Origin of the sequence: Herbaspirillum sp. GCM10030257, from assembly GCF_042666555.1 — a bacterium.
In the GTDB taxonomy this organism is placed as follows: domain Bacteria; phylum Pseudomonadota; class Gammaproteobacteria; order Burkholderiales; family Burkholderiaceae_D; genus Noviherbaspirillum.
This window is the reverse complement of sequence record NZ_JBHTDH010000020.1, coordinates 51497-75741: the sequence shown is the minus strand read 5'-3', so window position 1 is coordinate 75741 and position 24245 is coordinate 51497. Positions and strand designations below refer to the sequence as shown.

The following is a 24245-nucleotide window of genomic DNA, read 5'->3' as shown; positions in this document are numbered from 1 at the left end:
GACATAAAAGTTACGAAACCGGTTCCTGCATAGGAACTTATATTGTGCTTGAGCCGTGTGCGGTGAAAGTCGCACGCACGGTTCTTAGGGGGGAGGGGTTCTGGCAACAGACCCTTCCTACCCTACCCTATCCCTCAACGGATTGTCTCCACTTCCCAGGTTGTTTCATGTCTGTAAATAACGCATCCGATACCCGTCTTAACGAAGCAAAACAATGGCTCGCAACACTGCCTGAAATCAAGATCCACACCGAATCGATTCGTCCGGCCTCTTCGGACGCCAGCTTTCGCCGGTATTTCCGGGTTGATGCCGCTGATGGCACCGGTAACAGCACCTATATCGTCATGGACGCGCCTCCGCCGCAGGAAGATGTACGTCCGTTCATCCATGTTGCTGAACTTTTTGGCAAGTCCGGCGCCTCGGTGCCGCATATCCTGGCCCAGGATGTGGAACGCGGCTACCTGCTGCTAAGCGACCTTGGTTCGACCACTTACCTGAACCAGCTTAACCATGACACCGCTCACAAGCTTTACCTGGACGCGATCGATTCGCTGATCCTGATCCAGACGCAGAGCCAGCCGGGCGTGTTGCCGGAATACGACCGCGCCCTGCTGCAGCGCGAACTGATGCTGTTTCCCGACTGGTATGTCGGCAAGCACCTTGGCGTCACCATGACAGAAAAGCAAACCGAGACCCTGAACAAGGTATTCGATGTCCTGCTGGCCAACAACCTCGCCCAGCCCCAGGTGTTCGTGCACCGGGATTACCATTCGCGCAACCTGATGGTGACGGCCAAGGGAAATCCGGGCATCCTCGATTTCCAGGACGCGGTCTACGGCCCGATCACCTATGACCTCGTATCGCTGCTGCGCGACGCCTACATCCAGTGGGACGAAGAAATGGTGCTGGACTGGACCATCCGCTACTGGGAACGCGCCCGCCGGGCCGGGTTGCCGGTCAATCCCGACATCGATGCGTTTTACCGCGACTTTGAGTTCATGGGCTTGCAGCGCCACCTGAAAGTACTGGGTATTTTTGCGCGCCTGTACCACCGCGACGGCAAGGATGCGTATCTCAAGGACCTGCCGCTGGTCATGGAATACACGCGCAAGGCGGCTGGCCGCTACAACCAGTTGGCCCCGCTGATCCGTCTGCTGGATGACCTGGAAGAAAAAGGTCCTTCCGTGGGCTTTACGTTTTAAGGCATACAATTTACTGCGTCAGGGTAGGTGCACCATGTGTAGCGTAACCTCGCTGTGCACGGCTTGCCTGCCCGCCGTAGTCCATGCATTTCAGAAAGCCATTTAATGAAAGCGATGATTTTCGCCGCCGGCCGAGGTGAGCGGATGCGCCCCCTCACCGATACCTGCCCCAAACCACTGCTGACCGTCCGGGGCAGGCCGCTGATCGTCTGGCACATCCTGAACCTGGTCCGTGCCGACATCAAGGATATCGTGATCAACCATGCGCATCTCGGCCACATGATCGAAGAAGCGCTGGGCGACGGATCCAGATTCGGCGCACGCATCAGTTACTCGTCCGAAGGCAAGGCACTGGAAACTGCCGGCGGTGTGGCGAAAGCCCGCCATCTGCTGGGCGAGGAACCATTTGTCGCGGTCGCAGCCGATATCTATTGCCCGCACTTCGATTTTGAGCAGGTGAAAGAAGCCTTGCAGGACAACGATATGTGGGGCAACCCGCATCCGGCCGACAAGCGCGATGTTGCATGGCTTTACCTGGTGAAGAACCCGGCGCACAACCTCAAGGGGGATTTTGCGCTGAACAGTTTTTCGATCGCCAATGAAGGCGATCCGCGCTATACCTTCTCCGGCATTGGCGTCTATCGCACCGAGATTTTCGATTCGGTCGAGCCCGGGCAATCGGCGCCGATCGCGCCCATTTTGCGCGAGTATGCGTCACGCGGACAGGTGGGCGGCGAAGTGTATCGTGGCGACTGGACCGATGTCGGCACCCCGGAGCGGCTTGCTCAGTTGAACGTTTGAGTTGAATGGCTGAATTAAAAGCCTAAAGAACGCCTAAAGGAAAACCGCAGATGAAATCATACGCAGCACGACGCGCAGCACTGATGGCCCAGATGCAGGCAAAAGGCGGCGGCATTGCCATCATTCCCACCGCACCGGAAGTCATGCGCAACCGCGATGCCGACTATCCGTACCGGCACGACAGTTATTTCTACTATCTATCCGGCTTTACCGAGCCGGAAGCAGTCATCGTGCTGGTGGCTGGCAAGACCAACCAGGCCATCCTGTTCTGCCGCGAAAAGAATCTTGAACGCGAAATCTGGGATGGCTACCGCTATGGTCCGGAAGCGGCGCGCGAAAGCTTTGACTTCGACATCGCCCATCCCGTCGCCGCGCTCGATACCGAGATGCCCAAGCTGATGGCGGATGCGCCGGCGCTGTTTTATGCGCTCGGCAGCGATAGCAAGCTCGACACCCAGGTGCAGAACTGGCTGCAGGCGGTTCGCATGCAGTCACGTGCCGGCGTGGCGGCGCCATCGGTCGTCCATGATGTGCATGTGCTGCTGGATGAAATGCGCCTGATCAAGGATGCCGATGAAATCGCCATCATGAAGCGTGCGGCCGCCATCTCGGCCGAAGCACATCGCCGCGCGATGCAGGTTTCACGCCCGGGCTTGCGTGAATACCAACTGGAAGCGGAACTGCTGCATGAATTCCGCCGCAATGGTTCGCAATATCCCGCCTACGGTTCCATCGTCGCCACCGGCGCCAACGCCTGCGTACTGCACTACCGCGCCAGCGACGCTGAAATCCGCGATGGCGACCTGGTCCTGATTGACGCCGGCTGCGAGCTCGACAGCTATGCCTCCGATATCACCCGCACCTTCCCGGCGAACGGCAAATTTACCGGCCCGCAACAGGAGTTGTACGAGATTGTGCTGGCGTCGCAGGCCGCAGCCGTCGCCGAGACACGTCCCGGCAAGCGCTTCATGGACGGTCATGACGCCGCGGTGAAAGTGCTCGCCCAAGGCATGCTCGACACCGGCCTGCTCGACAAGAACAAGGTCGGCTCGCTGGAAGATGTCATCGAAAAAGGGGCGTTCCGCCAGTTCTACATGCATCGTACCGGCCACTGGCTCGGCATGGATGTGCATGACGTGGGCGAATACCGCGAAATCGGCGCGACCGGTTCGGAAAAACCATGGCGCCAGCTGCAGCCGGGCATGGTGTTGACCATCGAGCCAGGCATCTATGTGCGCCCGGAAGCGGGTGTGCCGGAAAAGTACTGGAATATCGGCATCCGTATCGAAGACGATGCCGTGGTGACGGAGAACGGCTGTGAACTGATCACGCACGATGCGCCGAAAACCGTTGCCGAGATCGAAGCGGTAATGAAACGCTAATGCATCAATCGACGTACCAACCAACGATGGCAGGAACACAGGACAATCAGTACGACATCGCCATTTGCGGCGCCGGGCCGGTGGGCCTGACGCTGGCATTGCTGCTCGTCAAACGCGGCATGTCAGCGGGTCGCATTGCGCTGATCGACGCAAAATTGCCCGAACAGTCCGCGCAGGATCCGCGTTCGATTGCCCTGTCCTATGGCAGCCGGCAGATCCTGGAAGATGTCGGCTGCTGGCCGATTGATGCAGACGAGATCCACGAAATCCATGTATCGCGGCGCGGCCATTTCGGGCGTACGCTGATTGACCGCAACGAATACCGGTTGCCGGCGTTGGGCTATGTGGCGCGTTACGGGTCTGTGGTTTCAGCACTGAATTCGGTCGCGGCACATGCGGGCATCACCATGCTGCGCCCGATGCATGTCAGCTCGTCGTCCGAGCGCCATGACCATGTGGAGATCCAGTTTGCCGAAGGCCATTCGGTGACTGCCCAAATCATGGTGCAGGCCGAAGGCGGTGTATTTTCGGATCAACCTGCCAAGGCCTTGCGGCGCGACTATGAACAGACGGCGATCATTGCGCATGTCACCACGAGTGCGGCCTTGAAGCATCGCGCGTTCGAGCGTTTCACCGACCAGGGGCCGCTTGCCCTGCTGCCGCAGGATGGTGGCTATGCGATGGTGTGGTGTGTGCGGCCGGATACTGCTTCCCGGCTTTACGGCTTATCAGATGCGGCGTTTCTTGCGGAACTTGGCAATGCCTTTGGCGGGCGCGTGGGACGGTTCACGGGAATCAGTCAGCGCGTGACTTATCCGTTGGGATTGAATGCCAATCCTGCGGCGTCGGCCAGGACGGTGGCAATTGGTAATGCGGCGCAGACCTTGCATCCGGTTGCCGGGCAGGGATTGAATCTCGGTTTGCGGGATGCGGTTGTGCTGGCGCGGCTGCTGGCGAGCGAATTGACGGCTTCGGCGTTGCAGCGATTTGCCGAGGAGCGGCAAGTTGATCGTGGGGTGACGATACGGTTGACGGATGCGCTGGCGCGGGTGTTTGCGAGTGCGCCGGATGGGGCGTTGTCGCAGGCTCTGCTGGGATTGTCGCTGGGGGTGGTGGATGCGGTTGGGCCGGCTAAGCGGGTATTGGCGGAGCAGATGATGTTTGGGCGGCGGTCTTAGTTGTTGTCGTCGTGAATTTGGTTTTTCTTCTCTTCGGTGATTCGGGTCTGTTCGTTCTTCGTGGATGCTTGCCGGGACTGGCCCCGGCGGGCCACTTACCTTCTTTGCTTCGCCAAAGAAGGTAAGCCAAGAAAGGCGCCCCCGGTTCAGCCGCCCTTCGGGTTCCCAAAAGAGCAGTGCCGCAAGCGGGAAGCGCAGAACTCGCCTGCGGCTCAGACAACTGCGCTTCTTTATCCGCTTGCGGCACTGCTCTTTTGGCGTCTGCACAGGGGGTTTTTAAACCCATCCCCACCCTAGCCCTCCCCTTGAAAGGGAGGGGACGTTCTTGATGTTGGGAAGTAGTGAGGATGGATTACCGTCCGAAGAAAGTACCGTCCGTAGAGAGTGCCAATAGCGGCAATCGGCAATGCGATGCGCAGCGAGCGAGCCGAAGTTCCCTCCTCTTCAAGAGGAGGGTTAGGGCGGAGATGGTGTTAAAAATCCCCTGTGCAGCCGCCAAAAGAGTACGGGCCAAAACGGATAAAGAAGCGAAACCTGTCTGAGCCGCAGGCGAGTTTGTTTCGCTTCCCGTTTTGGCCCGCGCTCTTTTGGGAACCCGAAGGGCGGCGAACCGGGGTCGCCTTTCTTGGCTTACCTTCTTTGGCGAAGCAAAGAAGGTAAGTGGCCCGCCGGGGCCAGTCCCGGCAAGCATCCACGGAGATCTAACAGACCGGCATCACCGAAGAAAAACCAGAAGCCCCATCAAGCCGACTTCAAAGACACCAACACCTCATCCAGCATCTTCTTGGCATCCCCAAACAACATACGATTGTTTTCCTTATAGAACAGCGGATTATCCACCCCCGCATATCCCGAAGCCATACTCCGCTTCATCACAATCGACGTCTTCGCCTTCCACACCTCCAGCACCGGCATACCCGCGATCGGGCTGGTCGGATCTTCCATCGCCGCAGGATTAACGATGTCATTGGCGCCAATCACCATCGCCACATCGGTATCCGGGAAATCCTCATTGATTTCGTCCATCTCCATGACGATGTCATAAGGCACCTTGGCCTCCGCCAGCAGCACGTTCATGTGCCCAGGCATACGACCCGCCACCGGGTGAATGCCAAAGCGCACATTCACGCCCTTCTCGCGCAACGTCTTGGTGATTTCAAACACGGTATGCTGTGCCTGCGCAACCGCCATGCCGTAGCCCGGCACAATGATCACACTCTTCGCTTCGCGCAACAGTTCAGCCGTTTCCCCGGCAGTCACCGCGGTGACTTCGCCCTCAGGTTGGGCCGCCGCACCAGCAACGGCCTTCGGTTTGCCGCTGTCGCTGCCAAAGCCGCCGGCAATCACACTAAAGAAGTTACGGTTCATCGCGCGGCACATGATGTACGACAGGATCGCACCGCTCGAACCAACCAATGCGCCGGTCACGATCAGCAAGTCATTCGACAGCATGAAACCGGTCGCCGCCGCCGCCCAGCCGGAATAGCTGTTGAGCATCGACACCACCACCGGCATGTCGGCGCCACCGATCGCCATCACCATGTGGATGCCGAACAACAAGGCGATCACTGTCATGATGATCAGCGGCGTCATGCCGGCGGAAATCGATTCCGCGCGCAGGAACTGCACGCCAAACCAGATCACGATCAGCAGGCCGATCAGATTCAGCAGGTGACGGGCCGGAAGCAACAGGGGCTTGCCACCGATGCGGCCGGACAGTTTGCCGAAAGCGATGATCGAACCGGAAAAGGTCACCGCGCCGATCAGCACACCGATATAGATTTCTGCTTCATGGATCGCTTTTTCGGCCCCGGAGAAGTTCGCCGACGCTGCCGGGTCGATAAAGCTGGCATAGCCGACCAGCGTTGCAGCCAGGCCAACCAGGCTGTGCATCAATGCGACCAGTTCCGGCATCTGGGTCATCTGCACCGTACGCGCCGCGTACAGGCCGATGGCGCCGCCGACCACCATGGCGCCGACGATCCACGGAATGCCGATTGCTGTGACATGCGGACCAAAGATGGTGGCCAGCACTGCCAGCGCCATGCCGATGATGCCGTACAGGTTGCCGCGCCGGGAAGTTTCCGGATTCGACAAACCACCCAGGCTCAGGATGAACAGGATGGCTGCACCAAGGTAGGCGACTGTTGTGAGACTTTCAGACATTTATCGCTCCCTTATTTGCGGAACATCGCCAGCATGCGGCGCGTGACGGCGAAGCCGCCGAACATATTGATGGTGGTAAGCACGATGCCAATCACGGCCAGCCAGCGGATCCAGTCACCCGGACGCTCTGCACCCGCGGCCAATGGCGGCGCAATCTGCACCAGTGCGCCGATGGCGATGATGCTGGAAATGGCATTGGTCACACTCATCAGCGGTGTATGCAATGCCGGTGTTACGTTCCACACCACCATGTAGCCAACAAAGCACGCCAGTACGAACACCGTCAGGTGACCGAGGAAAGCCGCGGGCGCGTAGGCGCCGATCAGCCAGAACAGGATGGCCGCGATACCGAAGATGATCGCAATGCGACTGCCCGATGCCGGTGCACCGCCAGCGCCGTGGCCATGGCCCTTGGGTGCCGGTGCGATGGCTGGTTTGGCTGCCGCCGGCGTTGCCGGAGCGGCCGAAAGTTTTGGCGGTGGCGGCGGCCAGGTGATATTGCCTTCCTTGATGACGGTGGTGCCGCGAATCACCTCGTCGTCCATGTTGACGTTGATGGTACCGTCCTTGTTCTTGCACAGCTCTTCCGTCAGGCGCAGCAGATTGGTCGCATACAGCGTGCTTGCCTGCTTGGAAAGCCGGCTCGGCAGGTCGGCATAACCGATAATGGTCACGCCGTGCCTGACGACGACCTGGCCCGGTTCGGTCAGTTCGCAGTTACCGCCCTGCTCGGACGCGAGGTCGACAATGACGCTGCCCGGTTTCATGGACTGCACCATCTCGGCGGTGATCAGCTTGGGAGCCGGTTTGCCGGGAATCAGCGCGGTCGTGATGATGATGTCGACTTCCTTTGCCTGTTTGGCAAAGGTGTCGCGCTGGGCTTTCTGGAAGCCTTCGCTCATCACCTTGGCGTAGCCGCCGACACCGGAACCTTCCTCGGTGTAGTCGACCCCGACGAATTCACCGCCCATGGATTTGACTTGGTCGGCCACTTCCGGACGGGTATCGTTGGCGCGCACGATCGCACCCAGTCCGGATGCCGCGCCAATCGCAGCAAGTCCGGCGACACCGGCACCGATTACGAATACCTTGGCGGGCGGCACTTTGCCTGCAGCCGTAATCTGGCCGGTAAAGAAACGGCCAAAATGATGGGCGGCCTCGATCACTGCACGGTAACCGGCGATGTTGGCCATCGAGCTCAGAGCATCCATCTTCTGCGCGCGCGACATGCGCGGCACGCTGTCCATGGCCAGCACGGTGACTTGTTTTGTGGCCAGCTGCTGCATCAGTTCGGGATTCTGCGCGGGCCAGATGAAGCTGACCAGGGTGGTGCCCGGACGGATCAGGCCAACTTCTTCGGGGCTTGGCCCACGTACCTTGAACACGATGTCCGAAGTCGACCACAGCTGCGCTGCGTTATCGACAATCTGCGCCCCGGCGGCGCGATACGTGTCGTCGCTAAAGTTGGCCGCATCGCCCGCCCCGGACTCGACGGCGACAGAAAAGCCCAACTTGATGAGCTTTTCAACAACGTCCGGTACGGTGGCAACGCGCTTTTCGCCGGGAAAAACCTCCCGGGGTACTCCAATGACCAAAGCCATACGCTTCCCTTATTGATGTGAATTGTGATGTGTCCACCGCAGGGCGAGCATTCGCCTTACGGTCGCAGTTTCAAGCCTGATATTACAAATGATTAATTCTTACGCCGATCTTACACGGATTTCAAAAATTAGCACAACCGTTCTTTTTTATGTTTTTGTCGAAAATTACGTCTAAAGCCAGTTGTCTCGGGTAGAAAAGTAGGGGTTTCGACTCTCTACCGTGTTAAAAAAATTGAATGTACCAGCTTTTTTGGTGAAGATGAGCAACAGACAAATAGTGTTGTGAAAAATCAAGATGCCTTTACAAGGTCAATGGAATATTCCTAGCCTCAACTTTTACCAAGGCCATCAACACTCACTGTGAAGACGGCGCAATTAATACTTGCAGGGTAAAATGTCGCCCTCTTCAAGGAATACCATGTCTGACGTCTGGAAACCCTCTGTTACTGTTGCTGCTGTCATCGAACGCGATGGACGCTTCTTACTGGTGGAAGAAGAAACCAGCGATGGAATCCGCTTTAACCAGCCGGCGGGCCACCTCGATCCCAATGAGTCGCTGATTCAGGCTGTCTCGCGCGAGACGATGGAAGAAACCGCGCATGAATTCACACCGACAGCACTGATCGGCATATACATGTCGCGTTATGTCTCTTCACGCACCAACCTACAGGTTACCTATCTGCGTTTCGCGTTCTGCGGCGAAGTTGGCCGTGATCTTCAGCTCCCGCTCGACACCGGCATCCTGCGCGCCGTCTGGATGACCCACGAAGAGTTGCTGGCCTGCGAAAGCAAGCACCGCAGTCCACTGGTCATGCGCTGCATCGACGATTACCTGGCAGGCCAGCTGTCACCGTTGTCAACGATCTACACCCATCCCAGTGTCATTGGAGAGTTCCGTGGCTAAGAAACGGGTCGTCATAGGTATGTCGGGCGGCGTCGATTCCTCGGTTTCGGCCTGGCTGCTGAAGGAACAGGGCTACGAAGTCATTGGCCTGTTCATGAAAAACTGGGAAGACGACGACGATTCGGAATACTGCTCGACACGCGAAGACTGGATCGATGCCGCCAGCGTCGCCGATGTGGTCGGCGTCGACATCGAAGCGGTAAATTTCGCCGCCGAATACAAGGATCGGGTGTTTGCCGAGTTCCTGCGCGAATACCAGGCTGGCCGCACACCGAACCCCGACGTGCTATGCAATGCCGAAATCAAATTCAAGGCCTTCCTTGACCACGCAATGAAACTCGGCGCGGACCTCATCGCCACCGGGCATTACGCGCGTGTGCGGCAGGGTGAAAACGGTCGTTTCGAACTGCTCAAGGCGCTCGATGCAAGCAAGGACCAGAGCTATTTCCTGCACCGCCTCAACCAGGCGCAGCTATCGAAAACCCTGTTCCCGCTGGGTGAAATTCCGAAGACGGAGGTCCGCAAGATCGCCGAACGCATCGGCCTGCCGAATGCAAGAAAAAAGGATTCCACCGGCATCTGCTTCATCGGTGAACGTCCTTTCCGCGAGTTTCTGAACCGCTATCTGTCGTACAAGCCGGGTCCGATGATGACACCGGATGGCACAGTCGTCGGCGAACATGTCGGGCTGAGTTTCTACACGCTGGGCCAGCGCAAGGGAATCGGCCTTGGCGGCATCAAGTCCTACCAGAATGCGGAGGGCAGCAGCGACGCCTGGTATGTGGCACGCAAGGATGTGGAAAACAATACCTTGTACGTCGTGCAGGGACATGATCACCCCTGGCTGTTATCCGGTGCACTAAAGTCAGCCCAGGCAAGCTGGATCGCCGGCGAACCGCCAACGGCGGGACAACTTGCGGCGAAAACGCGTTACCGTCAGGCCGACGTGCCATGCGTTCTCACGGTCGATGATGCCGAGCGCTTCTCCCTGTCGTTCGACACTTCGCAATGGGCAGTCACACCGGGGCAATCGGCGGTCCTGTACGACGGCGAAGTCTGCCTGGGTGGCGGCATCATTAATTCGGCCAGCAGCTGACGCCGAATACCGGACGCGGGTTAGATTTGCCGGCACGCTCACGTGTCATCGCTGGGTAAATCATTCCATGGTGCTTTGGTATCCACATAGATGTGCTTTCGCACCGGAGTGCGATACGGCGTGTCAAGCGTACCCAGAGCAATCGACAGCACATCGCTTTTGTAATCGGCCATCCACTGCAGCGTCGATCCACAAACGCTGCAAAACGTGCGCTGTACCTTCGGCGAAGACGCATAGGACGCTACGTATTCCCACCCTTCCGTAAACCTGAACGCACTTCGCGCCGTGTTCGCATACGATCCGAATGCGGCACCATGCGCCTTCTGACACATCGTGCAGTGGCAATGGCTGGCATCGTCCAGTTCGCCAGAGATTACGTATTTCACCTTGCCGCACAGGCAACTTCCTGCGTACATCGTAGCCCCCCTGGTTAAATATTTCCCAGCGTCAATTTCGCCTCTGGCCTTCTTGATAATTCTCGCTCGAATTGCACAAAACCGCTTGCCAAGCCTGTTAAGTTGGACAATAATCTAAATAAGAATTGTTCGCATTTACAAAAGGACACGTAATGGACCGACTTACAGAGCAGAAGACAGGCACGACCTCGTTGACCGGTGCGACTACGGATTCCGATACACGCATAGTGCGAATCAAGAGTGAAGACCTGTTGCAGCAGCAGCGTGAACTGGAGATTGATCATCATGGCCGAATTTACCGGCTGCGCTTGACTCAGCTGAACAAACTGATTCTGACGGCCTGATATGCCGTCAGGCAGCTACGCAGCTATTGCATTACCGACTTGCATTACCAACTCGTTTTCAATCAGTAAACCCATGATTTGCCAGCCAGCCGCAGCATCAGTTCGTGCGATAGCCAGCTACCAACGCCTCTCATTGCGAAAGGAAACTGCCATGGCTATCGACACGTTCGATCCGGCTTTTTTTGAACCGACGCACCTCCCTGCCCAACCTGAATTGCTGGTTTCGGCCGTGCTTCATCTGATGTCGCATTACACGGCAAACAGCCAGGAAAGCAGGGCCTGCACCAAGCTGGCATCAGTCATTGAGCGGCACCTCAAAGCACTGGCCGAACTGCCGGATCTAGCGCCGGTGCTGCGTGCCACCTGCCAGCAGTTGTCGGAGCAATGGGCCATGGTGGTGGAGCGGGCGATGACGCCGTCCCGACAAGGTCGTCTACTCCGACTGGTTGCCGGAAATCGTTTCAACTAACTTGAGCGCAGTATCAGATCAAAGATAACAGCAAGGTGCATTAATGATTGTATGTGTTTGCCACAACGTCTCTGAACGCAAAATCCGCCAGGCCGTCGATGAAGGCCTCACTACGATGCCGCAATTGCGCGAAAAACTGGCGGTCGGCACCTGCTGCGGCAAATGTCACTCCTGCGCAAAGACCGTGCTGCGCGAAGCGTTGGAAGAACGTGAAATGGAAGGACAACCCATGATGTTTCAGTCAGCGATCGCCGCATAATCGGCCTAACACACGGCGTTTCGGGAGGGGGCCGTAGCACTGCGCGCCCTCTCATCACGCAGGATCGGGGGACAGCAGTTTTCCTCCGATCCTGGCATTCTGCGTATTTCGTTCTTCCACTTATCGGACCCGCCAGCATCCGCTTGATGCTTGGTGCACACTCTTATCCCGCCTCTTGATGACTGTCCGATACCGCTTGGCAGCTTGTCAAAACTGACAGTCGTCAACTGCGCCGACCTTGCCTACAATTCGCATCATCCTGAACTACCCCTGCTGACGTTTGCCAGCATGAGCGTGCTTCGCCGTGGACATCTACTTATACCATCGCCCTGTTGAACATCGGCTGCCACGCATGTCGCCCGATGGTTATATTCGACTGCCATTGGGCAGCCTCGCTTCACTGCCATTCGTGCATCTCTTTTCCCATACCGACACAGACTTCCTGGAAGACCTCAGGGATAACTCCATTGCTGTCAGCGTGGCAGGTTTCTCCGAATGGAAAAGCGAAACACAACCGGATATCTCACTTGGATGGGGATGGTTTATCCAATCGCATTCCGGACAAATATTGGTCGCACCGGACGGTGTGCGCAGCAACCTGATGCTGATCGATACAACGGGCTACGACTTGGGGCCGCTCAGGACTTCCAGTCTGCTGCATACCTGGCTTCAGGCGTTCAAGTGGCAAGATGCGGTCAGAAGCGCGTTGCATAAGGATAGCGCCTGTCCAGTCTAGAGATTGCCTGTCAACTTTAACAGTTTCCAAAGAATGGGCCGCAGCGATTTAATGCAACCGGGCAACCACAAAAGGGACCGAACATGCACACAATCTGTGGCAGATTGAATATATCTTTTCCGGATATCGAAACTGCGCTCGCCCAGTACCGGCATAAGATCTTCATCGAGCGACTCGGTTGGCCGCTGCCGGTGGAAAATGGCCTGGAACGCGATCAGTTCGACCATCAAAACACCTTTTACGTGATCACCCGCGAACCGGACGGTGCCATCTGCGGTTGCGCCCGCCTTCTTCCAACGACAGAGCCTTACCTCCTGAGCGAAGTGTTTCCACACCTGTTGGCGGGCATGCCGGCACCCCATGCGCACGATGTCTGGGAACTGTCGCGCTTTTCGGCTGCAACAATCGATGCGGTCTCGGCCGTCGATCTTGCATTGAATACCCGCACTTTGCTTGCTGCGGCCGTGAAAAGCGCGATGGAGCTGGGAGCCAGACGCCTGATTACGGTATCGCCGCTCGGCATCGAACGCCTGTTGCATCGTATGGGCGTGCATGCACACCGGGCCGGCCCACCGGCGCTGGTGGATGGCAAACCCGTCTTTGCATGCTGGATCGAGCTAGACGATATAACTTGTATCGCCCTTGGAAACGAGCAGACGGCTCAACACGATCATCCTTGGCACGCCAATAAGCCTTCCTACGCCACGTACGCTCAGTCGTCGCTTGAGCGCACGACCCCTGCAGTGCCCGCTGCCACACTGTATGCCACGGGCGCATCGATACATGGTTTCTCCTGCGCTGGATATTGAGCACTGTCACCAGATCGTTGCAAAGTTGGCATTAACATAATTGCCATTCATGCAATAATGTCCGTTCGCGGAGGTATAAGCATGGAATGGTGGCGGGAAGATCTGTTGGGAGCATTGCTGGAGCCTGAATCGGAACACCAGCTGTTCAATCGGGCGGCCGGCATGGCGGCTGCAATCGGTTTCGAATATTGCGCATACGGCATCCAGATACCGGTGCCGATATCGCGCCCGAGTGTCACGATGTTCAGCAATTACCCCCGCCAGTGGCAGAGTTACTATCACGAGCGCAACTACTTGCACGTGGACCCGACCGTACGGCACGCTTTGCAATCCACCTTGCCGGTAGTGTGGTCCAATAGCCTGTTCGCCTCTGCACAGGAAATGTGGGAGGATGCGCGCGAACACGGTTTGAAATTCGGGTGGGCGCAATCCTCGCGCGATGCGCGTGGGAGCGTAGGCCTGCTGACGCTTGCCCGCAGCACCGAACAGCTGTCCGAAAGCGAACTCCATGCGAACCAGCCAAGAATGGTCTGGCTGACTCAGTGTATCCATGCCGCCATGTCAAAACGTCTGACCCCGAGGCTCGCTCCCGAGACGCAGGTTGGTATTACGGCTCGGGAAAAAGAAGTACTGCGCTGGACTGCGGAAGGGAAAACCGCATCTGAAATTGCGCAGATCCTGATCGTATCCGAACGTACGATTAACTTCCACATCAACAACGTGGTCACTAAGCTTGGCGCCTCCAACAAAACCCAGGCCGCCGTCAAAGCCACCGCGCTCGGCTTGCTTTACTAAGGTACGCGGTTGATTAAGAGCTGGCAAAAAGATTTTCGCCAATATATATCGCACAGTACCGCCGCTCAATCGCGGGCACAATTCCTGACGGAAATCAAACCACGGCTTTAAGGTAATGACTTCAACTTGAGCGCGCATCGCAACTGGATGCAGTTTCGCGGTGAACGGAAAAAGCATCGTGGTGGATGGAAAAAACGACATGGTGCGCTATCATGGATGCCTGACAACCGGACGAGCTGGCAGCGACAGGTTCGCCGACCCTAATACATTACTGCAGAGGACTCCATGAAAGGCGACCCGAACATCATCCGGCTGCTCAACGCACAGCTGACCAACGAACTCACTGCAGTAAACCAATACTTTTTGCATGCGCGAATGTATCGGCACTGGGGCTTCGGCAAGATCGCCAAGAAGGAATACGAAGAATCCATCGGCGAAATGAAGCATGCCGATAACCTGATCAATCGTATCCTGATGCTGGACGGACTGCCCAACCTGCAGGCGCTGCACAAGCTGATGATCGGTGAGTCGACACCGGAAATGCTGGAATGCGACCTGAAGCTGGAACAGGCGTCACAGCAAACCGTCAAGGATGGCATCAAGGCATGCGAAGCTGCGGCAGACTTCGTGTCACGAGAAATTTTGCGTGACATCCTCGAAGACACCGAAGAGCACATCGAATGGATCGAAACCCAGCTTGACCTGATCAACACGGTAGGTCTGCAAAATTATTTGCAGTCCCAGATGGACGAATAATGCAGTCATGGTGGGCAAGCCGCTCATTCCATGACAGCAAAAGCAAAGGGCAGTCGATACACTCGACTGCCCTTTGTGCTTGTGCGTTGCCTATCTGCTCACCGGTCTAAGAAGCAGCAAGTGCAGGTCCACGTACCACATATGCACATGCAACAGCAGAACGTTTACTATCCGCACATCCTTTATTGCGGAATCGTATCCTTGAACGAAGGCCGCTCCGACAACTTGTCGAACAGCTTGGCAAGGTTGGGGTAATCGCCGCGCCAATCGATTTCCGGGAAGCGGAAAGAGATCCAGCCCAGCGTGCATCCGACCGCAACATCGGCCAGCGTATAGTGATTGCCGCAGCAAAATGGTGTGTCCTTCAGGCCGGCGGACATGGCCTTCAGTCCCGCACGCACCTTGTCCATCTGGCGCTGTATCCATTCCGCGTTTTGCTGGGCTTCCGGACGCAAGGTGCGCTCGAGGCGTACCAGCACCGCGGCATCGGCAACGCCATCGGCCAGGGCTTCCCAGCACTTGACTTCGGCACGTTCGCGACCGTTCGGCGGAAGCAACTTGCACACCGGTGTCAGCGTATCCAGGTATTCGACAATCACGCGCGAATCGAACATCGCGCCGCCATCTTCCATGACCAGGCAGGGAACTTTGCCAAGCGGGTTGGATTGCAGGATCCTGGTATCGGGCGCCCAGACATTCTCGATGATCAATTCATAGTCGAGCTTTTTTTCCGCCATCACGACGCGGACTTTTCTGACGTAGGGACTGGCGAAGGAACCGATGAGTTTCATAGATGAGTATGGTATGAAGTGGCGTCGATTATAACATTGAGGAAGCTCACTATTCCGGCCCGGGCGGCTTCCAGACCGACGCTGAGCTAAGGCTTTTCACGTTGGCCAGAATGGTAAAATGCGGGATTGCACTTCATTGGCGCATCGATTTTCCCGTTTTTGCGCACATTTTTACTCACTTCTCCCGCTTTTCACATCATGTCGCTTTCCGCCCTCTCCGCTCTCTCCCCGTTGGATGGCCGCTACGCCGCCAAGACCGACAAGCTGCGCCCGCTCCTGTCCGAAGCTGGATTCATGCACCATCGCGTGAAGGTGGAGATTGCATGGCTGCAGGCGTTGTCGACCGCCGGATTTGCCGAACTCAAACCGTTTTCAGTCGCCGCCACTGCCTTGCTTGACAAACTTGCCAGTGAATTCAGCGAAGGCGATGCCGAGCGCATCAAGGCCATCGAAGCGGTGACCAACCATGACGTGAAGGCTGTCGAATACTGGCTCAAGGAAAAGGTAAAGGATGTGCCGGAACTGGTCGCCGCATCCGAATTCATCCATTTCGCCTGCACCTCCGAAGACATCAACAACACTTCGCACGGCATGATGCTCAAGGCGGCACGCAACGACGTGCTGCTGCCGTCACTGCAGGCAGTCATCGCAAAGCTTACCGAGATTGCGCACGATAATGCCGCACTGCCGATGCTGTCGCGCACCCATGGCCAACCGGCCAGCCCGACAACGCTGGGCAAGGAAATTGCGAACGTGGTTGCCCGCCTCAAGCGTGCGGAGCAGCGCATCGCCGGCGTGGAACTGCTCGGCAAAATGAATGGTGCAGTCGGCAACTACAACGCGCACCTGTCCGCCTATCCTGAATTCGACTGGGAGACGTTCTCCAAGAACGTGATCGAGCAGCGTCTCGGCCTGACTTACAATCCCTACACGATCCAGATCGAGCCGCATGACTATATGGCAGAACTGTTTGATGCCATTGCGCGTGCCAATACCATCCTGCTTGACCTCAACCGCGACATCTGGGGCTACATCTCGCTGGGTTACTTCAAGCAGCGCACCAAGGCCGGGGAAATCGGATCATCGACCATGCCGCACAAGGTCAACCCGATCGACTTCGAAAACTCCGAAGGCAATCTCGGCCTCGCCAATGCGGTGCTCAAGCACTTGTCCGAAAAGCTGCCGGTGTCGCGCTGGCAGCGCGACCTGACCGATTCGACCGTACTGCGCAATATCGGCGTCGCCTTCGGTTATGCCATCCTCGCCTACGACAGCTGCCTGCGCGGCCTGAACAAGCTGGAAGTCAATCCGGGGCGCCTGGCCGAAGACCTCGACGCAACCTGGGAAGTACTGGCAGAGCCGGTGCAGACCGTGATGCGTCGTTATGGCATCGAAAACCCGTATGAGCAGTTAAAGGAACTAACACGCGGCAAAGGTATTTCGAAAGATGCACTGCGTGAGTTCATCAACGGACTGGCCATTCCACAACAGGCCAAGGACCAGTTGCTGGCGATGACACCAGCCAATTACATTGGTGTGGCGGAAAAGCTGGCAAAGGCGATTTAATAATCGTTTTTCTACCGGCTTAGATCACCGTCTCCGGGTGGATGCAATCGATGGCGCAAGGCGCCTTACCCCACCCTGGTTCCTCTCCCTAAATGGGGGAGGAAACCGGTTGACTCTCTCCCAAAACCGTTTGAATCATTCCTCTTCCCATCCTCGGCAAGCAGCATCATTGGTCGTAAGCCAAGGGCGTCCCTATCGCATCAAAGCTCCAAGCTGTACACCATAACTAATAAGGACGTCATACCCCTCGTCAACTTTCATGCTACATTAGTCCTAATACGAACTAATTATTAAACGGAAATCATGTCCCGGTACACCTTGCCGGCGATCATCCTGCACTGGTTGATCGCCCTGCTTATCATTGCCGCCTTTGCGCTCGGCGTCACCATGGTAGATATTCCCGGGATTACGCCGACCAAGCTCAAGTACTTTTCCTGGCACAAATGGATAGGGATCACAGTTTTGTGTCTAGCCTGTCTGCGATTGCTCTGGCGGCTCGGCCATAAGGCGCCCGCCTATCCTGCAGCCATGCCAGGTTGGCAGCAAAGCGCCGCGCATAGCTTGCATGGCTTGCTGTACTTGCTGATGTTTGCCATTCCGGTGTCAGGTTATTTTTACAGCCTGGCGGCAGGTGTACCCGTCGTTTATCTCGGCGTGCTTCCACTGCCGGAGCTGATCGACCCGAACCCAGAGTGGAAGGTTATCCTCAAGCAGGTGCACTACTGGCTCAACATGACACTGCTCGCCATGTTCGCGCTCCACGTTGTCGCCGCACTCAAACACCAATTCATTGACAGGGATGGCGTGCTCAAGCGCATGCTGCCCTGACCACTCGCTCGAAAGGATGCCCCCCATGATGATTTCCGCATTGTTGCGCCGTACCGCAGCCGCCGCCGCGATTGCCTTCGCCCTGCCCGTGCTTGCGGCCGCGATGAAGACCGACCCTGCCAAAAGCAGCGTGTCAGCGGTATTCAAGCAAATGAGCGTGCCCGTCGAGGCAAAGTTCAAGAAGTTCAACGCACAAATCGACTACGACAGCGCCAAGCCGGAAGCAGGCAAGGCCAGCGTTGATATTGACGTCCCCAGCTTCGATCTGGGCGATCCGGAATACAACAAGGAAGTACAAAAGAAAGAATGGTTCAACGGCGCACAGTTTCCAAAGGCGAGCTTTGTGTCGAGCGCATTGAAACCGGCCGCCGGCGGCAAGCTGGATGTTTCCGGCAAGCTCACGATCAAAGGCAAGACCGCCGACGTCAGTTTTCCGATGACAGTGAAAAAGGAAGGTAATGCCCAGGTTTTTGAAGGCGCGCTGCCGATCAAGCGACTCGCGTTCAACATCGGCGAAGGCGAGTGGAAAGACACCAGCATGGTCGCCGATGAAGTCATCATCAAATTCCGTGTCGTTGCGACACAATAAGCACACTCACTATCGATACAAGGAGTATTCATGCAATTGAAGCATCTGAAGCACCTCGCCGCTGCCCTGTTCGCCATCAGCGCCACATCGGCTTTCGCACAGACTTACACCATCGAACCGAACCACACGTATCCGAGTTTCGAAGCCGATCACATGGGCATTTCGCTATGGCGCGGCAAGTTCACCAAGACCAGCGGCACCGTGACGCTGGACCGTACATCGAAATCGGGCTCGGTGGATATCAAAATCGATGCCGACTCGCTGGATTTTGGCCATGCCAAGATGAACGAGCATGCAAAAGGCAAGGACATGTTCAATGTCGCGCAATATCCGACCATCGTCTACAAGGGCAAGTCGATCAAGTTCAATGGCGACACCCCGGTAGCGGTCGAAGGTGACATGACCATGTTGGGTGTTACCAAGCCGGTGACACTGAACATCAACAAGTTCAAGTGCATTCCACACCCGATGCTCAAGCGTGAAGTGTGCGGCGCCGACGCGACTGCGCAATTCAACCGTACCGATTTCGGCCTGAGCTACGGCACGCCGATGTTTTCACCGGAAGTCAAACTGGCAATCCAGGTCGAAGCGTTGAAGGCTGATTAAGCCAACAAGATGTTTTCCACGGAAAGCCGGTTGCATAAGCACCGGCTTTTTGTGTTTTTCAGTGAAATGAATTCGCCATGATCAAAGAGCGTTATTTGCGCAGTATTCGCCTTCTGGCCGAGTGCTTCCACGCGTTCCAGCGGATATCGGATACCCATGTGCGCAAGCTTGGCTTGACGCCGGCCCAGTTCGATATCATCGCGACGCTGGGAAATACGCCAGGCATGTCATTCAAGGAACTAGGGGACAAGACGCTGATTACCAAGGGCACGCTAACCGGCATCGTTGATCGCCTGGAAGAAAAATCGCTGGTTATCCGCAGTTCGTGCATGGAAGACCGGCGCAGCATGATCGTGCGCCTGACCGACAAGGGCGAAGCGGAATTCGAGCGCCTTTTCGCGCCGCACATACAATTTTGCAAACAGACATTTTTGGGCTACAGTGACGAAGACTTTGCCGCTCTCGATAAGGAACTGGCAAAGCTGAAACGACAGCTGGACGCAGCGCTTGCCGCGCCTGATGTCGATTCCTGCAGCCGTACGTAACATACCTTGCCCACTGGACGGCAATGACATCCTTGCACAACCCACAAGAGGAGATTGTATGAAGTTTGCGTTAGCCAGCATTGCCCTGACCACCCTGATCGCCGTACCTTTCTCGGCACAGGCGCAGTTTGCCAAACCTGAAGATGCAGTCAAATACCGCCAGTCCGCTTTCTCGCTGATGGGCACCCATACCGGTCGCGTCGGCGCCGTCGTCAAAGGTGAAAAGCCCTACGACAAGGCAGCGGTCGAAGCCGATGTCGCCGTGATTGAAATGATGTCCCGGCTCCCATGGACTGCTTTTCCTCAGGGTTCCGACCTGCCGAACTCGAAGGCCAAACCGGAAGTCTGGAAAGAGCAGGACAAATTCAAGGCTGCCGCGGAAAAGATGCAGGGCGAAGTGAGCAAGCTCTCGGCTGCCGCCAAGTCTGGTGATCTGAATGCGATCAAGACTGCCTTTGGCGGTGTTGGCCAATCGTGCAAGGCCTGCCACGACAACTATCGCAACAAGTAACAGTCTTCCTGCATCGAACAAAACGCCCGGCAAGCCCGGGCGTTTCTACTTGTGCGTGCAATGTGGATGATCTACAGGCTTTTCGCGGGCAGATTCACGATATAGGAAACCACGAAGCCGCACAGCGCAAAGATCGCCAGTGCGAGCAGACGCATACCCCAACTATCGTTGGCTGGTGGTGCATCGAAGTCGACTTCCTGATCTCCGGTCAGCATGGGCTTGACCAGGTTTTGCTTTTTACGGAAGTAATACACGGCGATCGCAATCACATGCATGGCGACCAGCAAGTAGACCAGGTTGGCGCTGACCTCTTTGTGAAACCAGGTGATGTTATCTGACATTTCCTTGCTGATGAACTTGACCAGCGGTCCTTCGCTGGCAATATCGTCATTGGCAAACAGTCCGCTCACCGCCTGTGCCAGCACCACGCCGAGCAGCGCGAACACCGAGAGACTGCCAAGGGGATTGTGGCCGAGATAATTAGCTTTGAGCGCGGCTTTGCCACCACGGATATAACCTGCGATGGTAGACGGACCATGCAGGAAGCTGGAAAAACGGGCATAGCGCGGCCCGATCATGCCCCAGATAATGCGGAAGCTGACCAAGGTCAGCACTGCGTAACCAATACGAAAATGCCATTCCATTGCATTGCCGCCTATCTGCTGCGTCACAATGGCCATGACGATCAGGACGGCAAGCGTCCAGTGAAACAGACGGACCGGCAAATCCCATACACGCACTTTCTTCATATGATCTCCAAATGAGGCTGGCAGCTTGCTTTAGTATTTTCTTTTGCGCAAAAAATATGACTGATCGTTCTTAGTCTAACCGAAAAAAAAGCCGGCTCGAAAGCCGGCTTTATAACTGTACTGACAGTACATGGCGTACTAAGTTTTTCGCGTCCCTGCTTACACCACGGCGCCGTCGGTTTCGTCTCTTTCCTTGACCGGCTTGATCAGGTCTTCACGCTTGACGCCAAACCACATCGCTACCGCAGCGGCAACGAATACCGACGAGTAGATACCGAACAGAATGCCGATGGTCAAGGCAATTGCGAAATAATGCAGGGTTGCGCCGCCGAACAGCAGCATCGACAACACCATCATCTCGGTCGAGCCGTGCGTGATGATGGTCCGCGAGATCGTGCTGGTGATGGCATGGTTCAATACGTCAGCGGTTCCCATCTTGCCGTAACGACGATCACGAAAAGTCTCGCGCACCCGGTCGAACACCACCACCGATTCGTTTACCGAGTAGCCCAGCACCGCGAGCACCGCAGCGAGAACGGTCAGCGAAAACTCCCACTGGAAGAAGGCAAAGAAGCCAAGAATGATCACCACGTCATGCAAGTTGGCGATGATGGCCGCAACCGCGAATTTCCATTCGAAACGGAAAGCCAGGTAGATCACGATGCCGATGATCACCATGCCCAGTGCGAGCAAGCCATCGTGCGTCAACTCTTCACCGACCTGCGGGCCGACAAACTCAACACGATGCAACTGCACCGCCGGATCCTGCGCTTTCAGCGTGGACATCACCTTTTCGCTTTGCTGCGCAGAACTCACGTCTTTACGCGCTGGCAAGCGGATCATCACGTTCTGCGCAGTACCGAAGCTTTGTACCTGCGTTTCTGTATAGCCTAGCCCTTCAATTGAAGTTCTGACTTTTTCCAGATCGGCCGGCTTGTCATAGACCACCTCAATGACGGTGCCGCCGGTGAATTCGATCGACAGGTGCAGCCCCTTGTAAAACAGGAAAAATACCGCAGCAACGAAGGTAAGTGCCGAGATCACGTTGAAAATCAACGCGTGGCGCATAAAGGGAATATCCCTCTTAATTCGGAACAACTCCATGACTCTGTTTCCTTTCGCAGGATTCCTGCAGATGGCGTCGGCATGTTTGCCACGCCATCGTTGATGCATTCATGAAAACCGCAGGGGCCGCCGTCTTGCGGTCGGCCCGATGGCGCGATAGTGCTTCAGGTATCTGGCTTCCAGACTTGGCCGATCGATACGCTGGACAGCTTCTTCTTGCGGCCATACCAGAGATTGGCGACGCCACGCGACACGAATACCGCCGAGAAGATCGAGGTCAGAATACCAATGCAGTGCACCACCGCAAACCCGCGGATCGCGCCGGAGCCGAAAATCAGCAGCGCAAGGCCGGCGATCATCGTGGTGACGTTGGAGTCAAGAATGGTCGCCCACGCACGATCGAAACCGGCGGCAATCGCTGCCTGCGGCGTATTGCCATTGCGCAGTTCTTCACGTATCCGCTCGTTGATCAACACGTTCGCGTCAATCGCCATACCGAGCGTGAAGGCAATTGCCGCCATACCTGGCAGGGTAAGCGTCGCCTGCAGTGTCGACAACACGGCGATCAGCAGCATCAGGTTGACCGCCAGCGCGAATACGCTGAAGAAGCCGAATAGGTGATAGTAAATCAACATGAAGATAGCAATGGCGGCGAAACCGTAGAGCGTCGAATTGAAGCCCTTCTCGATGTTTTCCGCACCAAGCTGCGGGCCGATCGTGCTTTCCTCGATGATTTCCATCGGTGCGGCCAGCGAACCGGCACGCAGCAGCAGCGCGAGGTCAGTGGCGGCTTCAGCGGAGCCCATGCCGGTTATCTGGAAGCGCGCCCCCAGTTCGTCGCGGATGGTGGCCACGGTCAGGACTTCACCCTTGTTCTTTTCAAACAGAACGATGGCCATGGACTTGCCAATTTTGCTACGGGTGGCTTCGCGCATGCGTCGTCCGCCGTCGCCGTTCAGGTCAATACTGACCGCCGGCTGCTGGTTCTGGTCGAAGCTTGCGCTGGCGCTGGAAATGTAATCGCCGGTAATGATCGGGTCCTTGTACAGCACCACCGGCGCACCCTTGCCAATCTTGAAGAGTTCGGAATCGAAAGGCACGGCAGCGGTTTCTTCGGTGCCGCGCATCACGCTTTCGTCAACCATGCGTACTTCCAGTGTAGCGGTACGGCCGATGATGTCTTTCGCACGCGAGACGTCCTGCACGCCGGGCAACTGCACCACGATACGGTCCGCTCCCTGGCGCTGGATCACCGGCTCGGCAACACCCAGTTCGTTCACCCGCTTGGACAGCGTGCTGATGTTCTGCTGCACTGCCTCTTCCGTCGTGCGCTTGAGGGCTTCGGGCCGGATGGTACCGATCAGTTTCAGATCAGCGCCTTCAGCGGCATCCTGCAATGCGAGCTCGGACAACTGCGAAGCAAGCACTTCACGCGCCTTGTTGCGCGTTTCCGCATCGCGGAACAGCACGACGATCTGGTCGCCATTGCGGCTGACGCCGGCATGCCGGACGCTCTTGTCACGCAGCATGCTGCGTACGCTGGTCTGCAAGCCTTGCAGTCGCTTGGCGACGACTGCCTTGGTGTCAACCTGCATCAGGAAGTGCACACCGCCGCGCAGGTCAAGGCCGAGGTACATCGGCATTGCGCGCAGCGATTGCAGCCACTGCGGCGTATTGGGCAGCAGGTTGAAGGCGACGATATAAGTCGGGTCAGCCGGGTCGGCGTTCAGTTCTTTTTCCAGCAAGGTCTTGGCGCGGAACTGGGTATCCGTGTCGCTGAACCGCGCCCGCACCGAGCCCTGGTTGCCGGTCACGTCGAACAACACGCTTTCAGGCGGCATACCAGCCTTGTTCAATACGTCGCTGACGCGACCCATCATGGTCTGGTCGACCTTGACGGTAGCCTTGGCGCTGCTGACCTGGACTGCGGGCGATTCGCCGAAAAAGTTGGGCACCGAGTACAGCACGCCGAACAGCAGCGCGATCACGATGAGGATGTATTTCCAGAGGGGATAGCGATTCATAGGTGTCAACGTTACTTGTTGAGTGGGCCTGCCGGCCCGTGCAAAGCGCCTTGCCCG

The 24245-nt window shown here is 56.8% G+C and carries 25 protein-coding genes and 1 pseudogene; 19 read left to right on the top strand and 7 right to left on the bottom strand.

Annotation, left to right across the window (positions count from 1 at the left end; translation table 11 throughout):
- Window positions 1–167 precede the first annotated feature (167 nt).
- From ACFQUU_RS22620 to ACFQUU_RS22605, 4 genes are all read left to right on the top strand, one after another.
- Complete coding sequence (locus tag ACFQUU_RS22620) at window positions 168–1202, top strand: aminoglycoside phosphotransferase family protein (protein WP_382250374.1); 1035 nt, start codon at window positions 168–170, stop codon at window positions 1200–1202.
- 105 nt (window positions 1203–1307) lie between these two features.
- Window positions 1308–2003, top strand: a complete 696-nt coding sequence (gene murU / locus ACFQUU_RS22615) for an N-acetylmuramate alpha-1-phosphate uridylyltransferase MurU (protein ID WP_382250373.1) — start codon at window positions 1308–1310, stop codon at window positions 2001–2003.
- A 50-nt stretch (window positions 2004–2053) separates the two neighbouring features.
- The gene (gene pepP, locus ACFQUU_RS22610) at window positions 2054–3385 is read left to right on the top strand and encodes a Xaa-Pro aminopeptidase (RefSeq protein WP_382250372.1); all 1332 of its coding nucleotides are present in this window, start codon (window positions 2054–2056) and stop codon (window positions 3383–3385) included.
- Window positions 3385–4563, top strand: coding sequence for a UbiH/UbiF/VisC/COQ6 family ubiquinone biosynthesis hydroxylase (locus ACFQUU_RS22605; RefSeq protein ID WP_382250371.1), 1179 nt, complete (start codon window positions 3385–3387; stop codon window positions 4561–4563). The genes pepP and ACFQUU_RS22605 overlap by 1 nt, the downstream gene beginning before the upstream one ends.
- Before the next feature lie 741 nt (window positions 4564–5304).
- Here ACFQUU_RS22605 and pntB read toward each other — a convergent pair.
- Entirely contained in the window at window positions 5305–6729 is a 1425-nt protein-coding gene (pntB, locus tag ACFQUU_RS22600) for a Re/Si-specific NAD(P)(+) transhydrogenase subunit beta (RefSeq protein ID WP_382250370.1), read from the bottom strand.
- Between the two features lie 11 nt (window positions 6730–6740).
- Window positions 6741–8330 (bottom strand): Re/Si-specific NAD(P)(+) transhydrogenase subunit alpha, encoded by a 1590-nt coding sequence (locus ACFQUU_RS22595; RefSeq protein WP_382250369.1) that lies wholly within the window; start codon window positions 8328–8330, stop codon window positions 6741–6743.
- 418 nt (window positions 8331–8748) lie between these two features.
- Here ACFQUU_RS22595 and ACFQUU_RS22590 point away from each other — a divergent pair, with 418 nt between their 5' ends.
- Both ACFQUU_RS22590 and mnmA read left to right on the top strand, forming a co-directional pair.
- A complete protein-coding gene (locus ACFQUU_RS22590) occupies window positions 8749–9234 on the top strand; it encodes an NUDIX hydrolase (RefSeq protein WP_382250368.1) in 486 nt (161 codons plus the stop codon).
- Window positions 9227–10330 (top strand): tRNA 2-thiouridine(34) synthase MnmA, encoded by a 1104-nt coding sequence (gene mnmA / locus ACFQUU_RS22585; protein ID WP_382250367.1) that lies wholly within the window; start codon window positions 9227–9229, stop codon window positions 10328–10330. Before ACFQUU_RS22590 ends, mnmA begins: the two co-directional genes overlap by 8 nt.
- 38 nt (window positions 10331–10368) lie before the next feature.
- On the opposite strand, the gene ACFQUU_RS22580 is transcribed toward mnmA, so the two are convergent.
- The gene (locus tag ACFQUU_RS22580; protein ID WP_382250366.1) at window positions 10369–10746 is read right to left on the bottom strand and encodes a GFA family protein; all 378 of its coding nucleotides are present in this window, start codon (window positions 10744–10746) and stop codon (window positions 10369–10371) included.
- 152 nt (window positions 10747–10898) lie between these two features.
- On the opposite strand from ACFQUU_RS22580, the gene hemP reads away from it, so the two are divergent.
- The 7 genes and pseudogenes from hemP to bfr all read left to right on the top strand — a co-directional run bounded on the left by hemP (window position 10899) and on the right by bfr (window position 14914).
- A complete protein-coding gene (hemP, locus tag ACFQUU_RS22575) occupies window positions 10899–11090 on the top strand; it encodes a hemin uptake protein HemP (RefSeq protein WP_382250365.1) in 192 nt (63 codons plus the stop codon).
- 151 nt (window positions 11091–11241) lie between these two features.
- A complete protein-coding gene (locus tag ACFQUU_RS22570) occupies window positions 11242–11559 on the top strand; it encodes a hypothetical protein (protein ID WP_057290675.1) in 318 nt (105 codons plus the stop codon).
- 43 nt (window positions 11560–11602) lie between these two features.
- Window positions 11603–11818: a bacterioferritin-associated ferredoxin gene (locus ACFQUU_RS22565; RefSeq protein ID WP_382250364.1), complete on the top strand. Its 216-nt coding sequence runs from the start codon at window positions 11603–11605 to the stop codon at window positions 11816–11818.
- A 304-nt stretch (window positions 11819–12122) separates the two neighbouring features.
- Window positions 12123–12554 (top strand): DUF4902 domain-containing protein, encoded by a 432-nt coding sequence (locus ACFQUU_RS22560; RefSeq protein ID WP_382250363.1) that lies wholly within the window; start codon window positions 12123–12125, stop codon window positions 12552–12554.
- An 83-nt stretch (window positions 12555–12637) separates the two neighbouring features.
- Window positions 12638–13207, top strand: a pseudogene (locus ACFQUU_RS22555) (acyl-homoserine-lactone synthase); the annotation flags it as partial.
- Window positions 13208–13444: 237 nt separating this feature from the next.
- Window positions 13445–14158: an autoinducer binding domain-containing protein gene (locus ACFQUU_RS22550; RefSeq protein ID WP_382250362.1), complete on the top strand. Its 714-nt coding sequence runs from the start codon at window positions 13445–13447 to the stop codon at window positions 14156–14158.
- 285 nt (window positions 14159–14443) lie between these two features.
- Window positions 14444–14914: a bacterioferritin gene (gene bfr, locus ACFQUU_RS22545; protein ID WP_382250361.1), complete on the top strand. Its 471-nt coding sequence runs from the start codon at window positions 14444–14446 to the stop codon at window positions 14912–14914.
- Between the two features lie 182 nt (window positions 14915–15096).
- Here bfr and ACFQUU_RS22540 read toward each other — a convergent pair whose 3' ends face one another.
- Window positions 15097–15705, bottom strand: coding sequence for a glutathione S-transferase family protein (locus tag ACFQUU_RS22540; protein ID WP_382250360.1), 609 nt, complete (start codon window positions 15703–15705; stop codon window positions 15097–15099).
- Window positions 15706–15903: 198 nt separating this feature from the next.
- Between ACFQUU_RS22540 and purB the strand changes: the two genes are divergently transcribed.
- The 6 genes from purB (at window position 15904) to ACFQUU_RS22510 (ending at window position 20350) form a co-directional block, all read left to right on the top strand.
- A complete protein-coding gene (purB, locus tag ACFQUU_RS22535; RefSeq protein WP_382250359.1) occupies window positions 15904–17271 on the top strand; it encodes an adenylosuccinate lyase in 1368 nt (455 codons plus the stop codon).
- A 303-nt stretch (window positions 17272–17574) separates the two neighbouring features.
- Window positions 17575–18099: a cytochrome b gene (locus tag ACFQUU_RS22530; RefSeq protein WP_382250358.1), complete on the top strand. Its 525-nt coding sequence runs from the start codon at window positions 17575–17577 to the stop codon at window positions 18097–18099.
- 28 nt (window positions 18100–18127) lie between these two features.
- Entirely contained in the window at window positions 18128–18688 is a 561-nt protein-coding gene (locus ACFQUU_RS22525; protein WP_382250380.1) for a YceI family protein, read from the top strand.
- Between the two features lie 30 nt (window positions 18689–18718).
- Complete coding sequence (locus ACFQUU_RS22520) at window positions 18719–19294, top strand: YceI family protein (RefSeq protein WP_382250357.1); 576 nt, start codon at window positions 18719–18721, stop codon at window positions 19292–19294.
- 77 nt (window positions 19295–19371) lie between these two features.
- Window positions 19372–19839, top strand: coding sequence for a MarR family winged helix-turn-helix transcriptional regulator (locus ACFQUU_RS22515; protein WP_382250356.1), 468 nt, complete (start codon window positions 19372–19374; stop codon window positions 19837–19839).
- 58 nt (window positions 19840–19897) lie between these two features.
- Window positions 19898–20350 carry a cytochrome c gene (locus ACFQUU_RS22510; RefSeq protein WP_057290685.1) on the top strand — a complete coding sequence of 151 codons (453 nt, stop codon included), beginning with the start codon at window positions 19898–19900 and terminating at the stop codon, window positions 20348–20350.
- A gap of 71 nt (window positions 20351–20421) precedes the next feature.
- Here the strand turns inward: ACFQUU_RS22510 and ACFQUU_RS22505 are convergent, their stop codons facing one another.
- The 3 genes from ACFQUU_RS22505 to secD all read right to left on the bottom strand — a co-directional run bounded on the left by ACFQUU_RS22505 (window position 20422) and on the right by secD (window position 24188).
- Window positions 20422–21099: a cytochrome b/b6 domain-containing protein gene (locus ACFQUU_RS22505; protein WP_382250355.1), complete on the bottom strand. Its 678-nt coding sequence runs from the start codon at window positions 21097–21099 to the stop codon at window positions 20422–20424.
- Window positions 21100–21258: 159 nt separating this feature from the next.
- Window positions 21259–22203 carry a protein translocase subunit SecF gene (gene secF / locus ACFQUU_RS22500; protein ID WP_382250354.1) on the bottom strand — a complete coding sequence of 315 codons (945 nt, stop codon included), beginning with the start codon at window positions 22201–22203 and terminating at the stop codon, window positions 21259–21261.
- Window positions 22204–22328: 125 nt separating this feature from the next.
- Window positions 22329–24188: a protein translocase subunit SecD gene (gene secD, locus ACFQUU_RS22495; protein ID WP_382250353.1), complete on the bottom strand. Its 1860-nt coding sequence runs from the start codon at window positions 24186–24188 to the stop codon at window positions 22329–22331.
- Between the last annotated feature and the right edge of the window lie 57 nt (window positions 24189–24245).

Bases quoted from the DNA above. Each gene is read 5' to 3' on its own strand.
- ACFQUU_RS22620 (WP_382250374.1), top strand. From the start codon at position 168: ATGTCTGTAAATAACGCATCCGATACCCGTCTTAACGAAGCAAAACAA.
- murU (WP_382250373.1), top strand. From the start codon at position 1,308: ATGAAAGCGATGATTTTCGCCGCCGGCCGAGGTGAGCGGATGCGCCCC.
- pepP (WP_382250372.1), top strand. From the start codon at position 2,054: ATGAAATCATACGCAGCACGACGCGCAGCACTGATGGCCCAGATGCAG.
- ACFQUU_RS22605 (WP_382250371.1), top strand. From the start codon at position 3,385: ATGCATCAATCGACGTACCAACCAACGATGGCAGGAACACAGGACAAT.
- pntB (WP_382250370.1), bottom strand. From the start codon at position 6,729: ATGTCTGAAAGTCTCACAACAGTCGCCTACCTTGGTGCAGCCATCCTG.
- ACFQUU_RS22595 (WP_382250369.1), bottom strand. From the start codon at position 8,330: ATGGCTTTGGTCATTGGAGTACCCCGGGAGGTTTTTCCCGGCGAAAAG.
- ACFQUU_RS22590 (WP_382250368.1), top strand. From the start codon at position 8,749: ATGTCTGACGTCTGGAAACCCTCTGTTACTGTTGCTGCTGTCATCGAA.
- ACFQUU_RS22580 (WP_382250366.1), bottom strand. From the start codon at position 10,746: ATGTACGCAGGAAGTTGCCTGTGCGGCAAGGTGAAATACGTAATCTCT.
- hemP (WP_382250365.1), top strand. From the start codon at position 10,899: ATGGACCGACTTACAGAGCAGAAGACAGGCACGACCTCGTTGACCGGT.
- ACFQUU_RS22570 (WP_057290675.1), top strand. From the start codon at position 11,242: ATGGCTATCGACACGTTCGATCCGGCTTTTTTTGAACCGACGCACCTC.
- ACFQUU_RS22565 (WP_382250364.1), top strand. From the start codon at position 11,603: ATGATTGTATGTGTTTGCCACAACGTCTCTGAACGCAAAATCCGCCAG.
- ACFQUU_RS22550 (WP_382250362.1), top strand. From the start codon at position 13,445: ATGGAATGGTGGCGGGAAGATCTGTTGGGAGCATTGCTGGAGCCTGAA.
- bfr (WP_382250361.1), top strand. From the start codon at position 14,444: ATGAAAGGCGACCCGAACATCATCCGGCTGCTCAACGCACAGCTGACC.
- ACFQUU_RS22540 (WP_382250360.1), bottom strand. From the start codon at position 15,705: ATGAAACTCATCGGTTCCTTCGCCAGTCCCTACGTCAGAAAAGTCCGC.
- purB (WP_382250359.1), top strand. From the start codon at position 15,904: ATGTCGCTTTCCGCCCTCTCCGCTCTCTCCCCGTTGGATGGCCGCTAC.
- ACFQUU_RS22530 (WP_382250358.1), top strand. From the start codon at position 17,575: ATGTCCCGGTACACCTTGCCGGCGATCATCCTGCACTGGTTGATCGCC.
- ACFQUU_RS22525 (WP_382250380.1), top strand. From the start codon at position 18,128: ATGATTTCCGCATTGTTGCGCCGTACCGCAGCCGCCGCCGCGATTGCC.
- ACFQUU_RS22520 (WP_382250357.1), top strand. From the start codon at position 18,719: ATGCAATTGAAGCATCTGAAGCACCTCGCCGCTGCCCTGTTCGCCATC.
- ACFQUU_RS22515 (WP_382250356.1), top strand. From the start codon at position 19,372: ATGATCAAAGAGCGTTATTTGCGCAGTATTCGCCTTCTGGCCGAGTGC.
- ACFQUU_RS22510 (WP_057290685.1), top strand. From the start codon at position 19,898: ATGAAGTTTGCGTTAGCCAGCATTGCCCTGACCACCCTGATCGCCGTA.
- ACFQUU_RS22505 (WP_382250355.1), bottom strand. From the start codon at position 21,099: ATGAAGAAAGTGCGTGTATGGGATTTGCCGGTCCGTCTGTTTCACTGG.
- secF (WP_382250354.1), bottom strand. From the start codon at position 22,203: ATGGAGTTGTTCCGAATTAAGAGGGATATTCCCTTTATGCGCCACGCG.
- secD (WP_382250353.1), bottom strand. From the start codon at position 24,188: ATGAATCGCTATCCCCTCTGGAAATACATCCTCATCGTGATCGCGCTG.